The organism is Clostridium sp. 19966 (genome assembly GCF_032335695.1).
Classification (GTDB): Bacteria; Bacillota; Clostridia; order Clostridiales; family Clostridiaceae; genus JACTOJ01.
Map to the genome: position 1 here is coordinate 1 of NZ_JACTOJ010000051.1, position 13,338 is coordinate 13,338.

A 13,338-nucleotide genomic window follows, 5' to 3' on the forward strand; every position below is an offset into this window, starting at 1 on the left:
AAAAAGTATCTACAATTGCATATGTAAATACAATAGAATATATCATTAATAAACTAATTTCTCCATTTACATAAATCATAAATAGCATTAATAATAAAAATAAACCTCTAAACCCGTCGAAAAATATAAGTAATTTTTTACGTTCTAGTTTATCAACAATAACACCTGAAAAAGGATACAAGAAAATTTGAGGAATATATTTGGCGGATAAAATAAAAGCAAACATGCTTGATGATTTCGTATGACCTAATACATAAAGTGATAATGCATAGAAGGTCATAGTGCTCCCTAAATTAGAAATTCCTTGTCCTAATGAATAGAGTAGAAAATTTCGATTTTTAAATAAATTAAAATTCATTATCGTTTCTCCTTTTTAATAATATATAAGCTTATGTTTTATAAGTCTTTAATATTGGTGTTGTCTTATAAAGTTTAACGTAGCTTCATATCAAAAGAAATGTTCGATAACGTACATTTATTGCCTTCTATTGCTTATAATATATTTGTTCCAAGTTAAAGAGATATTTTTATAGATTTCCTAAATATTACTTGACAATATTGTGTTTTTACAATAGAATATCATCATTATATTAAATGAGAATATGATATTTTAGAGTTTTTCTACTAAATCATATGTAAAAAAATACCAATTTGATAATTTTATCGTAAATACAACCCTTTGGAGTAATTCCGAGGGTTTTTGTTTTTTACTTAAATTGTGGATAGAATTATCAAATGATATAAAGCAACCTTCAAAAGTAAACACTATTATTAATGGAGGAATATATACAAGTGTGATATAACTATAATTCTGATTTTGAAGCAATAAAAAGTCTACGCTATACCCGTTACGGAGAACCGTATCACAAATAACGTGTATTTTTTTTTGAAGTCTTGATATGACTAGTGTTAATGGGAATCATAGATTATAAAACTATATCGTAAACTAAATAATTGTGGAATTCCAATAAGTTGAAAAATTTGATATAATATACGAAATAATATTATATCAAAATGATGGGGAACATTATGGATAATCTAGATTTTAAACCTGTTCAGATGCAATCAAATATTATTAATTCTCATGGTGGGTTATATTTAGAATTTAAGCCTGCTGAAAATCTTAAAAAATATATATGTTGCTATTGGGTTTCGCCTTTATTAACAGATACCTCAATATATAAAATGGATTTACTTAAAAATGAAATAGTAATACCTGATGGCTGTATTGATATATTATTTGGAACTGATAAGAATGGAGCTAGCTGTCGTGATATATTAGTTGGAACAATGAGTAAATGCTCCATTGTAGATATGGAACATAATAATATAAAAACCTTTGGTATTAGATTTTATCCTGGGGGATTACAAGCTTTTATAAAAGAGAGTTCAGATAGATTTACAGATAAAATGGAGTTAGTTGACTCTCTAGGACAAGCTGTTTTTGTTGAACTTAAAAGAGAATTAAGTAGAATTCATAATGTTTATGAGAAAATTAATTATGCTAATCAATATTTCACATCGATAAAAAGAGAAGCAATACCTTGGGAGAATGATTTTCAAAATATACTTTATCATATTTACAACTCTAAAGGGACAATTAAAATAAAAGATATCACACAACAAGAAATATTGAGCGAGAAACAATTAAGAAGAATTATTTATAATCGTGTTGGGATAAATACAAAAACCTTTTTAAAAATAATAAGATTTCAAAATGTAATTAGAACAATTAACTTAAAAAAATCAGCTAAAATAGTGGATATTGCTTTAGAATTTGGATATTATGATGAATCTCATTTTATCCATGATTTTTATGACTTAAGCAGTATGACGCCTTCTGAGTATTTAAAATATATGGGAAAAGAATAAAATAGTCCGTTTTTTACAATTAAAAATAGGACAAACATATTATAATTTATCTCAAGTTAAAGTAGAGGAGAGATAATTTTGAAAGCAATAAAAGATAAACTAGCACAATATATGGATTCTTGGTCTAAGGCCGATAGATTTTCTGGAACAGTACTTGTTTGTAAAAAGGACAATATTCTTCTTCAAAGACCTTATGGCTATGCTAATGTGCAGTATAAAATAATGAATGAAGTAAATACAAAATATAAAATTGGCAGTTATACAAAGCAATTTACAGCTGCAGCAATACTTAAACTCTATGAAAGTGGACAAATAGAACTTGAGGATAATATTAAAAAGTATATTCCGGAGTATATGCATTCAGAAGGCATAACAATACATCATCTTCTTTCACACACATCAGGCATACCTGAACATACTAATTTTGAAGAATATAGAATTAGTGAATCTATAACATTTGATATTATTATAGATAGGATAAATAAAAGAGAGTTGGATTTCAAAGTAGGGGATAGAGCTGAATATAGTAACACCAATTATGTTTTATTAGCTAAGATAGTTGAAATCGTATCAGGGATGGATATTGAAGCATTTTATCATGAATACATATTTAAACCAGCGGGACTTGAAAATACAGGAGTGTCAAGAAACGAAGATATAATTTTAGAACTTGCACAGGGATATTCTTATTCAGGGCAAGGGATAATAAATGCTGACTATTATGACATGAGTGGAGCTTATGGAAGTGGATTCCTTTATTCTACTGCTGAAGATATACTGAAATGGATTAAGGCATTGCTAAATTATAAAATTATTACTACTGAGGCTTTAAAAAAGATGATGACACCATATGGATATATTTGGTACATGGATGCTTGGGTGGGATATGGATGTTTTATGAAGGATGAACAAGCCAATGAAATATGTGCGAATGGATTAATAAGCGGATATATATTTAATGTGTGGGTTGATTTAAAAAACGATTATGCAGTTATATTATTAGGAAACAATGATACTATCGCAATATCAAAAATATTAGAAGGGATTAAAGGTATTTTATTTTTCACAAATGTACCGATAGAAATTATACCGATAGCTAAAGGGGATATAAGAAGTTTAGATTTGCTTAAAAAAATTGAGGGTAGATATAAATGCAAGTACACTGGTGGAGAATTTAATATAGGTTGTCAGGATGGCAATATTTTTGTTGACCGGCTTTGGATTCAAGAATATAAAGGTACAAAATTTAAATTAAAGTACATCGATGAAAATGAAGAACAGCTCATTTTTGCTTGTGAGGTATGTGATGGAAAGTTTATATTTTTTAAACAGCATGATGTGAGTATTTTAGAGGCACTATACATATATGATACAATTAAGCTACCTTATGAAAAAATTGTATAGTCTTTGCTCTGATAAGTCTACGTTATACATGTTACGGAGAACCGTATCACAAATGACGTAGACTTTACTTGAATTTAGTGATATTACTAGGATTAAGCAGATTTTTAGTTTTAGAAATTATATCACAACATTATAAATAGGACATTTATTAGCAATATAAAACAGGCAGATAGTACATATAAATGTTATTATCAAAATATGGAGGATACATATGGATTGGATAAATAGTATGCAAAACGCTATTAATTATATGGAAGTTAATATTTTGGAGGAAATTAACTATGATAAGATAGCTCAATGCGCTTATTCATCAACATACCATTTTCAGCGTATGTTTAGCATGTTGACAGGTTTTACAGTTGGAGAATATATAAGAAAGAGGAGATTAACTCTTGCAGCACAGGAACTATCGCTTTCAAAGGAAAAGATTACGGACATCGCCATTAAGTATGGTTATGGAACATCAGAAGCTTTTACAAAAGCTTTTCAAAGACTTCATGGGATAACTCCGTCGGCTGCGCGTGAGTCAGGTGCTAAAATAAAGTCTTTTAATCGTCTATCAATTCAAATTACTTTGAAAGGTGATAAAGAGATGAATTATAAAATTACTGAAAAAGAACCTTTTAAAATATTCGGTAAGGATTTCAAGACAAATGTCATTGATGGTAGATGTTTTAGTGAAATTCCTGAATTTTATGAAAAATGTATTTCTGATGGTACAAGTGCAAAAATAATCAGAAATGCTGGAAAACCTGAAAATGGGATTTTGGATGTTGGTGTTCTTTTCAATCATAATCCTCAAGATGGTTCTATGCGGTATATGATAGGTTGTGATTTTACTGATACAAATACAAATATACTAACAGAGTTTAGAGTACTAGAAATTCCATCTTTAACATGGGCAATTTTTGAGGTTGAGAATAATAGTGATGAAGATATTCATGAAATGTGGAGAAGAATTGGGTCAGAATGGTTTCCTTCATCAAATTATGAACATGCTGATGCTCCTGAAATGGAGAGGTATTATGGTAATAATGATACAGGATGTCGATGTGAGATTTGGATACCTGTTATAAAAAAGACTTATTAAAATATTAACTGGATTTTAAGGTCTTGCATCACATGCCATAATTGTAAATTTCTATTTAAATAATTATGGTAATACATTGGCATGAATAGAATAAAGAATAAAAGGAGATAATTTATGAGTTTAGAAATATCAGAGGAATTTATAGGCAGAGTTGAAAAGTTACTTAAAAAATCACAAGGTGAAAAATGTAAGTTGGAAGTTATAGAACCTTATGGCATAGGTGCAAATAATACTTGTTATTATCTTGTTACTAAAAATCCTGACAATAAATTTTTCTTAAAGTGTGAGAACGCTACTATAATACCTAGGACACGATGTGGTCAAATTGAACGTGAGGTAGAAGGCATTAAATTAATGCACAAGGCAGGAATACCTTGCAAAAAAATAATACAATATGATTTTACTAAACAAGACATAGATGCTAAATATGTATTGGAAGAATTTATTGAAGGAGAGCTACTTAGAGAAACATGGAATGACTTGAATGAAAATGAAAAGTATAATATTTCTAATGAGATAGAGGATATCATTGAAAAAATGAGAGATATTAGTTTTTCATATTATGGCGATATTTATGAAAATAGCATCATAGGTAAATATAATACTTGGAGAGAAGCATATTTATCAATAAGTGAAATATTAATTGAAGATGCTAGACAACTTAGCATTTTTACAGAAGATGAGCTTTTACTGATTTCAAGGGCTACTGAATCTTGTGCTTTAAAGCTTTCGACAAATGTGCCGGCTTCTTTTGATCATAGAGATTTAGGAACACATAATGTGATTGTTATTAACTCAGCGGGAGAGAGGAAAGTTAGAGCTATAATTGATTTTGGTCTTTCGCTAGCAGTACCTTTCTATAATTTTGATTATGGTATAAGAAAATATGGTGGTTGGAATCTTAATGAAATAGATGTATTGAAGAAATATAATATTACTAAGGATGAATTTGATGCTACTGAGTTGTTATTTGATCTTGAGCTAACAGTTTTCTTAGCTTCGATAGAATTTGCCCCTGATGAGCCATTTGGATATATTTCACGTATCAAAGGATTTGTTGAATCTTGCAAAAAATATTTATGATTATCAATTAATGGTTCATAAAAAAATTTACGTTATACCTGTTACGGAGAACCGTATCATAAATGAAGGAGAACCCCTTTGTACGAGAACGTCCATAAGTTTGTGTAAAATATAAAATTAATAGCTAAATAGAATTGGAAATTACTATGGCAATTTATTCCTATAGTAATTTTTTGATTTTTAGAAATACTATAAACTAAGATAGTATAGCTTGGATATGAGCCCATATTCCACCTTACAGTGCCTTCATCGCCACTTACAACTGGATTTATAATTTTAACGGATGAATCTTCAATCTGAACCTGAGAAGCCTTCCAACCTGACCAATAGCCATTGGAATCTTCTACACTTGTAAGAACATAGTATGTGCCTATATCTGATGTTGAAACATCTTGAGTACAATTTGAAAAGTCTGTAGTAGAGTTTGCAGGTTTATCATATACTTGGTCGTCATTTAGAGAAGCAGTATTTAATACTAATGTTTCGGAATTCTTTAAAGTAGAGGAGCTATTTTGAGACTGAGAACTTGTCCAACTTACATTGAAAGTTAAGTTTTTAGGAACTAAAGATGTTAAAGCATGATTAAAGCTGGCAGTTGGACGACTTCCACTAGCTGGTTCGATATCAAAATCTGGATAAACAGGACTTGACCAAACATTAGAGGAGTTTTCAGCTCGTATCATTGGGACATATTGTGCAGGTGTATTAAACTGGAATTGAGATATCTTTAGCCAAGTTTTGAGCTTCATATGAATTTGATCCATCTGAATTAGCAGATGCGATAACATCTATTTTACTTTGAATTGTTGGATTACCATTTACCTCACTACTGGGATTGTCCACTAAGATTTCGTAACCAACAGTGGGCTGAGAACTGCTAGATGAGCTATCATTTGCACGCATCGTATAAGTTTAGATGTAAGTGATAGTTTGTTTGATTTTTGAATTGATGAATTTTTATTAGCATTGGAATTAATGAGAGAAGCTAGCTTTTGCTGAGACTTTTCATACTAAACATCCTTCCTTTTATTTGAAAAATATATTTATTTTAATTGTATATTATAGCTAAATAAGAATCAATTGAAACTAATAAAATAATTTGTATATTATACTAATTTTTCTAATAACCTTATAAAGTTGAATTTTATATACGATAATATATATTAATAAAAATAATTTTGGAGGTAATAGTATGTCAATTAATTCTATTGGGCCGTCAACGGTATATTCAAATAATAATAATATAACTATTAAGCAACCACCTGATAATTCTTGTGAGTATGCTAAAGGACCTATTGGATGTTTACACATTGATCCAGCAACAGGAAAACTCACAGAGGTTGTAGCGGGAGAAGACACAATACCAGCAGCTAATTTTGATAAAAGTAAAATTTACGTGGAAGATGCTATAGTGCGATATGATTATAATACTGGAGAAAATGAATTTGTTACCTATAATAGCAAAGGAGAAATGAATGGACCTAGTTCTTCAACAGATACATACTCTGGTGTTTTCTCTTTAAGTAATAGAGGGGAGTCTTCTCAGCAAAAAATCTTTGATGACCTTGATACTTCGTTTTCTGCCTATGAACCAGTAAGCAATAATATTCCCCAAAACAGAGAAACATTAGCTGAGTACGATGAGGAGTCTGATAAAGTACAAGCTGAAAATCAAAAGATGCAAAGTCAATATGAAGCAGTATTACATCAATATGATGGATATTCAACACCAATTGCAGATTGTATGAATACTTATCTTTCAGGGCTTCAAAATCAGAACATTCATAGTGCAGCTAACAATTTGACAGATGTACCTACAGGTGATGGAAATTATCTTGCAGAATCCATAGTAGCCTATGATAAGGCAAAAACAGAGATTCAAGATACCTATTCAAGTGATAATATAGCAAAACGAGCAAAAGAACAAGGAATTAGCGATATAGATGGCTATACTAAACAGCAGCAAACTAAGGAAAAAGCAGAATTGCAAAACCTTAACCAATACTATTCTAAAGCTACAGGCGAAAACATTGATGCACAAGCTAACAGTCTAAATACATTTTTTAACGGTGCTAAATCTATTAATGACCCTAATGAAACGTCTATCAGCAATTCACTTGTAGATATGGAGAAGCAACTTTTCTCCGTATATAGTCAGTTTAAACAAGATAATAATATTGACTATTCTAATGAAAGTGTAGAAGATATTGCAAAGAAGTTTGAAGACTATAGCCAAGGTAAGATAACTGCGACAGCAGATATTTCTGGAACAAGCTTCACCTATAAAGATATAGTTTCTGCTGGAGAGGTTCTTAATGATTCGTTTGCAGTTTCAAATACAAGCAATACAGTTGATGCTTATAAGGCAGCACTAGGAAATTCAGAAGTCTCTTATGTTGCGGTGCATGACATGACAAATTCTGCTGGGACACTTCTGTTACAAGAGTATAACAAGCATATTTATAATCAAGAAAGCAGTGCAAACAAAGACATAGACACAGAGTATTCTAATGAAGCATATAAACAGCTTAAAAATTTAGATATTTCTAGTGCTAATGCATTTCAAAATAGCTTTAATAATGCTTTACAGACATATTTTGAAAATGGCTATGATAATAGTTATGCAAAGGAACTTCAAAGTTCATTTACTACCTTTGTAAAACAATTTTTAAGATAAGTCCTGTAGAGATATGTGGAAAATAATAGAAGTTAATGTATCTAAATAAGGTCAGAGAACTAGAGACCCAGAAAAGTATTATTTAGCGATATCATCACAAAGAGATGAGTTGCCAAATAACTTGAAAATAACCAATCAAGATGTAGTAAATGATTTAATTTAATATATTATAGTTAGTCAGTAGGATGCCTATGTTTATATAATAAAATTAACATAGGTTTTACTATTATATAAAAATGTTATCCCTTACAACCGATACGGAGAACCGTATCACAAATGACTGCGATTTCGATGAGGGCGTTGGAAATACTGTATATTACAGGGGACTGTTCTGCATTTTAAGATATAGGACTGTCCACTGTTTTTGTAGCTATAACTTGAAACGGTTTAATTTGTAGTATTAATTGAAGGTGCAGCCATTTCAGGTATATAATATTTGAAAAGGCCTTCAAAAGCGTAGATTAACTCTTGCTGCAATAGAAGTGAAAAATACACAGGATAGACTTCTGGATATAGCGTTAAAGTATGGATTTTCCTGTCAAGAAAGTTTTACAAGGGCTTTTGTAGATGCTTATGGATATACACCCAATCAATATAGAAAGACTTTGGCAACTATTCAGTTATATGTGAGACCTAATTAGTACAAGATACTCCTGTTCTTATACTTGATGAACCTTTTACTGGGATGGATAAAAAGTTATATAAGATGTTGTTGGAGGAGCCTTTAAAGCTTAAGGAAAAGACTATTATAATGACTACACATGATATACAGGACGGACTTGATAACTTTGATGAAGTTATCTTTATGGATAATAGAGAAATAATTGAAAAAGGTGAGTTTAGTAAGCTATGTGATACGGAGAATTTTGTTAGATTAACCAAATAAGATTATTTCACTATGGAGAGGCAAAACATGAATAATTCATTTATTCTAACATAAGCTGCTTTAATTTATTTTTGGTATAATCATCTATAGGCATTTGGATGGTAACGCTTGCTCCCTCTATTTCTGTAGATTTAAATGAAATATAGCTTAGGTATAAGCTTCCTACTAAAGGGTGATGTAAAAGCTTTTGCCCTTCTGGCGTTCCCATAATACCTTGGTTGTTCCACCATTTGTTAAATAGAGGATTTTTTTCATTTAATTCATTTATAATTTCATTTATTTTAGTATCATTTTCATAATATTTATAATTTGCCCTCAATTGTTCAACGCGTAATTTAGAATGTCCCTCCCAATTATCTAGTAGTTCCTTTAGATAATTATCATTAAAAGCTCTCCAAACGGAATTCCTTTCTTTTTCATTCATTTCTGCATAATTGCCATATACCTTTAGAGCTGCCTGGTTCCATCCAATTATTGTGGATTTGCTATCGGTGACATAAGCTATATTAGGATTTTGACTATCTAAGAATTTTTGTAATGTATTCGAAATGGCAGCTGGAGCAGAGTGTTCCATGGGCAATTTTTTATCTGACAAATCAAATAAGTATCTTTTTTCTTCACTATTTAATTGAAAAACTCTACTCAAAGAGAGTAGCACATCTATCGATGGATTAACATCTTGACCTTGTTCAATGCGCACATACCAGTCAATACTTACTCCAGCTAAATCCGCAACTTCTTCCCTTTTTAGCCCTTCTACCCTTCTCTTTTTATTGAATTTGAGTCCAAATTGTTCTGGTCTCAATGTAGATCTTTTCTTTTTTAAAAATAATCCGAGTTCCTTGCTTTTAGATATCATTACAATCTCTCCTAGTTATATTTAATTATAAGGTTCTGTTTTAAATCAGTGTTGATTTTTACGCTGATTTAAAATTTCCTTCAGTACGGGAGGCTATGTTTTAAAATGTTGATATTATCGTTTGAGTTCTAGGAACTCTTAGGGATTGCGACTTATAATTGGCGTAATTTTGCACAGGACGGGCAAAGCAATTTTAGCGCCATGGAGGGGCACAATAAAATTGGTAGCCGATTATAACAAAGCAGCCCCTAGAGTTACTCACATGGGTTCTGAAAGAAACCATGCCAGACGAAAAACGCCTTTATCAACATCCTTTTAAAACATAGTCAATTATAAAGGATGATATGAACAATTTACAAAGTCATTTTACAAATTGCTTCACAGCCTATAAACATAGCATTATTAATCATAGGATAACTTAGCGTCTATTTAAAATAATGATTTCATTATACACTATATTCATAACTTATAGAGAGGAAGATGTGAAAATGAATAGAGATTTGAAAAACAGAAATTTTTCAAACAAATTATTATTAATCTTATTAATTATTTGCGCAATTATAGTAGCTAATTTGTACTACGATCAGGTCTTATTAACCAATATATCCCATGACTTTTTTATATCCATTTCATCATCTGGTAAGCTTGTAACAGCTATACAGATAGGCTATACCATGGGATTATTGTTTGTTGTTCCATTAGGAGATAGGTATAGCAGAAAACTGTTAATCATTTTAAGTATTATTTGTTCAGCTGCATTGTTATATTTAATGACTTTAGTATCTACCTTTAATTTAATAGTAATTGTAGGATTTTTTATGGGTCTTTCCAGTGTTTCAGCACAGCTTATAATCCCATTTGTTTCCTCAAATATTTCTTCAGAAAAACGAGGTATAATAGTTGGTCACCTATTAACTGGAGTATTTCTTGGAGTTCTACTCGGCAGAGTATTAGGCGGAGTTGTTGGCCAATTACTGGGATGGAGAGCAGTTCATGAATCTGCAGCAATAGTTTTATTGATTTTTGCAGTATACTTATATTATTCTCTTCCAAATGATAATGTAAAAAAAGAAAATTCATATAAAAATATCATATTATCCTTGCCGCCATTATTAAAAAAAGAGAAGACATTAAGAGAAACAATAGTTTTTGGTGCTGCTGCATTTTGTGCATTCAATATTTTCTGGGTTTCCTTGTCCTTTGTTTTAGAAGGTCATCCATATAATTATGGAAGTGCCATAGTTGGACTCTTTGGTTTCTTAGGGATAGCAGGCGCATTAGCAGCTGGCTTCTCAGGAAAACTTACAAACAGCAAAAATGTAAGCTTATGGAACCTTCTTGCTTTAGCCATCATGTTTATTTCTTTTTTAATCTTAGGCGTAGGCTGGTCTAAACTTATAATAATAATTATTATAACCTTTACTTTAGATGTTGGTTCAAGAATGAATATGTCCCTAAACCAAGGACGAATTTATAAGCTTAATCCACAAAATCATAGCCGATTAAATTCTCTTTACATGGTGGGATATTACCTAGGAGGATCCCTTGGTTCATGGATAAGTACCTCTGTATATCATTCATTTAATGTTATTGGAATTACAATTGCAAGTTGTATTGTGCTTTCACTAGCTTTTATTTATTATTTGGCTACTAATAATCCTTTAAATGGGAAAATCAGTACTAAGGCTTCAAATACATTTACCTCTAAAAATGAACGAGTACATCTGTAATTTTTAAAATGATTTAAAATAAAGGAGAAGATAAAAATGAATTTGATAACTGTAAATCGAGAAAAATGTATCAAATGTGGTTTATGCGTAAATGAGTGCCCAGAACATGTAATAAGACTTGGAGAAAATGGTCCTGAAGAAGTTTGCTCCGAGGAGTGCATTGCCTGTGGCCATTGTGTAGCTATATGCCCAAGAGAAGCAATGGATAATGTAAAAGCGCCTTTATCCAATTAAATCAGTTCAAAAAAATTTCCAAAACTAAAGCCTGAAGAGGCGGAGAACTTTCTTCGTTCAAGGCGCGCTATTCGTTCGTATAAAGAAACTCCTGTGCCAAGAGAAAAATTAATATCTCTTGTAAATGTTGCGCATTTTGCTCCTAGTGGGCATAATCTTCAAGGAATATCCTTTGTTATCATTGATGATAGAAAAATACTTGATAAGGCTGTTAAACTTGTCATTGAAGAATTTGAAAAGAACAATGTATCAAGTAACTTTACGAAGCCATATCGTGAAACAGGTGTTGACACAATTTTGAGAGGCGCACCAAGCCTTGTCCTAGCAATATCTAATTCAGATTTTCCACGAGGAAGAGAAAATTCTATTCTTTCCTTAGCATATTTGGAACTATATGCCCCTACACTAGGATTAGGATCCTGTTGGGCTGGAATGTTTGAAAGAATTGCGATGAAGGATAATTCACCATTAATTGAATTATTTAATATTCCTAATAATAAGAAAATCACTGGTGCTGTTATGGTTGGATATCCTAAATATAATTATTCAAGGCTAGTGGACAGAAATCCAGTAGAGTTTACTTTTGTAAATCCTTAATATACTGCTAACAGGAAAGCCATCCACAGAAATGTGAATGGCTTTTTTTTATGTGCGCCCAGCATGGGCGTCAAATTGGCGGTGAAAGTTCACTGTGGGTTTGATAGTTGGAACCGCTAGCCCAAGGTTGAAATTCTTACCTGGGGAGGTCTGATAGATAAATCATTAAAGAATGAAATTTCTAAATGATAACCTATATAGTGATATATAGATGAACTCGAAGATAAAGTAGAAGTGCACATCAAACGATAAAGAGATGCAAGTATTATATTGAACTTGATATAGAACTGAGAAAGAGAGAATTGCGATTTGTAAGATATAAAAATAGCGAAGGATTATAATTAAGAGTAATAAATATAAAGAGTTTAGAAAATGAATAGAAAAAGAGTATATTTATTTGGAACGGGAGCATCACATTCCTATAATGGTTCTATAAATAAGGTAAGACCACCACTATCTAGGAATTTCTTTAAAGTATTTAATAAATTAAAAATTAGTGGGGACTTATTAGTAAGAGTTGGAGCAATAATTAATTATGTAGCTAAAAATAGAAATCTAGATATTGATAAATTTAATATGTGGAATGAAGACATAGAAGAGTTTTTGACAGAAGTAGATAATAATATAATCAGTAAATTAAAAAATTCAAGTGATGATTATATGTTAAATTTAAAATTGATGGAAGATATAAAAACATATGACGATATGATATTTTTATTTACGTCAGTACTAAATGAAATCCAGAATGGATTAGTATGTAATAATTATTTAAAGATAGGTAAGTGAAATGTAATAATGTAACCGTCAAAAATTCTCCGTATACAAATTTCTAATAAATTTTGATAAACTAAATCCAGTAGAAAGCATGTATCATCACCGCTTCGCTATTGGATTTAAGCTAGTTCT

General features: G+C 30.8%; 10 protein-coding genes and 3 pseudogenes. 10 read left to right on the top strand and 3 right to left on the bottom strand.

All coding sequences use genetic code 11. The annotated features are described in order from the left end of the window. Window positions 1-358: pseudogene (locus IAI10_RS23725) on the bottom strand (hypothetical protein); the annotation flags it as partial. Window positions 359-1,029: 671 nt separating this feature from the next. On the opposite strand from IAI10_RS23725, the gene IAI10_RS23730 reads away from it, so the two are divergent. The 4 genes from IAI10_RS23730 to IAI10_RS23745 all read left to right on the top strand — a co-directional run bounded on the left by IAI10_RS23730 (window position 1,030) and on the right by IAI10_RS23745 (window position 5,449). Then, window positions 1,030-1,872 (top strand): helix-turn-helix domain-containing protein, encoded by an 843-nt coding sequence (locus IAI10_RS23730; protein ID WP_315675795.1) that lies wholly within the window; start codon window positions 1,030-1,032, stop codon window positions 1,870-1,872. Between the two features lie 78 nt (window positions 1,873-1,950). Continuing rightward, window positions 1,951-3,276, top strand: a complete 1,326-nt coding sequence (locus IAI10_RS23735; RefSeq protein ID WP_315675796.1) for a serine hydrolase domain-containing protein — start codon at window positions 1,951-1,953, stop codon at window positions 3,274-3,276. Between the two features lie 211 nt (window positions 3,277-3,487). Beyond that, window positions 3,488-4,366 carry an AraC family transcriptional regulator gene (locus IAI10_RS23740; protein WP_315675797.1) on the top strand — a complete coding sequence of 293 codons (879 nt, stop codon included), beginning with the start codon at window positions 3,488-3,490 and terminating at the stop codon, window positions 4,364-4,366. Window positions 4,367-4,480: 114 nt separating this feature from the next. Then, window positions 4,481-5,449, top strand: a complete 969-nt coding sequence (locus tag IAI10_RS23745; protein ID WP_315675798.1) for a phosphotransferase — start codon at window positions 4,481-4,483, stop codon at window positions 5,447-5,449. A 56-nt stretch (window positions 5,450-5,505) separates the two neighbouring features. Here IAI10_RS23745 and IAI10_RS23750 read toward each other — a convergent pair whose 3' ends face one another. Beyond that, on the bottom strand, window positions 5,506-6,198 hold the full coding sequence (locus IAI10_RS23750; RefSeq protein WP_315675799.1) for a hypothetical protein: 693 nt from the start codon (window positions 6,196-6,198) through the stop codon (window positions 5,506-5,508). A 443-nt stretch (window positions 6,199-6,641) separates the two neighbouring features. Between IAI10_RS23750 and IAI10_RS23755 the strand changes: the two genes are divergently transcribed. From IAI10_RS23755 to IAI10_RS23765, 3 genes and pseudogenes are all read left to right on the top strand, one after another. Continuing rightward, entirely contained in the window at window positions 6,642-8,126 is a 1,485-nt protein-coding gene (locus IAI10_RS23755) for a hypothetical protein (protein WP_315675800.1), read from the top strand. 446 nt (window positions 8,127-8,572) lie between these two features. Further along, a pseudogene (locus tag IAI10_RS23760) lies at window positions 8,573-8,767 on the top strand (helix-turn-helix domain-containing protein); the annotation flags it as partial. A gap of 44 nt (window positions 8,768-8,811) precedes the next feature. Then, the gene (locus IAI10_RS23765; RefSeq protein WP_315675801.1) at window positions 8,812-9,012 is read left to right on the top strand and encodes a hypothetical protein; all 201 of its coding nucleotides are present in this window, start codon (window positions 8,812-8,814) and stop codon (window positions 9,010-9,012) included. A gap of 40 nt (window positions 9,013-9,052) precedes the next feature. Here IAI10_RS23765 and IAI10_RS23770 read toward each other — a convergent pair whose 3' ends face one another. Next, window positions 9,053-9,871: a helix-turn-helix transcriptional regulator gene (locus IAI10_RS23770; RefSeq protein ID WP_315675802.1), complete on the bottom strand. Its 819-nt coding sequence runs from the start codon at window positions 9,869-9,871 to the stop codon at window positions 9,053-9,055. A 488-nt stretch (window positions 9,872-10,359) separates the two neighbouring features. On the opposite strand from IAI10_RS23770, the gene IAI10_RS23775 reads away from it, so the two are divergent. The 3 genes and pseudogenes from IAI10_RS23775 (at window position 10,360) to IAI10_RS23785 (ending at window position 13,218) form a co-directional block, all read left to right on the top strand. After that, a complete protein-coding gene (locus tag IAI10_RS23775) occupies window positions 10,360-11,601 on the top strand; it encodes an MFS transporter (RefSeq protein ID WP_315675803.1) in 1,242 nt (413 codons plus the stop codon). 36 nt (window positions 11,602-11,637) lie between these two features. After that, a pseudogene (locus tag IAI10_RS23780) lies at window positions 11,638-12,432 on the top strand (nitroreductase family protein). A gap of 372 nt (window positions 12,433-12,804) precedes the next feature. Then, entirely contained in the window at window positions 12,805-13,218 is a 414-nt protein-coding gene (locus tag IAI10_RS23785; protein WP_315675804.1) for a hypothetical protein, read from the top strand. The last annotated feature ends 120 nt before the right edge of the window (window positions 13,219-13,338 follow it).

Bases quoted from the DNA above. Each gene is read 5' to 3' on its own strand.
- IAI10_RS23730 (WP_315675795.1), top strand. From the start codon at position 1,030: ATGGATAATCTAGATTTTAAACCTGTTCAGATGCAATCAAATATTATT.
- IAI10_RS23740 (WP_315675797.1), top strand. From the start codon at position 3,488: ATGGATTGGATAAATAGTATGCAAAACGCTATTAATTATATGGAAGTT.
- IAI10_RS23745 (WP_315675798.1), top strand. From the start codon at position 4,481: ATGAGTTTAGAAATATCAGAGGAATTTATAGGCAGAGTTGAAAAGTTA.
- IAI10_RS23750 (WP_315675799.1), bottom strand. From the start codon at position 6,198: ATGAAGCTCAAAACTTGGCTAAAGATATCTCAATTCCAGTTTAATACA.
- IAI10_RS23755 (WP_315675800.1), top strand. From the start codon at position 6,642: ATGTCAATTAATTCTATTGGGCCGTCAACGGTATATTCAAATAATAAT.
- IAI10_RS23765 (WP_315675801.1), top strand. From the start codon at position 8,812: ATGGATAAAAAGTTATATAAGATGTTGTTGGAGGAGCCTTTAAAGCTT.
- IAI10_RS23770 (WP_315675802.1), bottom strand. From the start codon at position 9,871: ATGATATCTAAAAGCAAGGAACTCGGATTATTTTTAAAAAAGAAAAGA.
- IAI10_RS23775 (WP_315675803.1), top strand. From the start codon at position 10,360: ATGAATAGAGATTTGAAAAACAGAAATTTTTCAAACAAATTATTATTA.
- IAI10_RS23785 (WP_315675804.1), top strand. From the start codon at position 12,805: ATGAATAGAAAAAGAGTATATTTATTTGGAACGGGAGCATCACATTCC.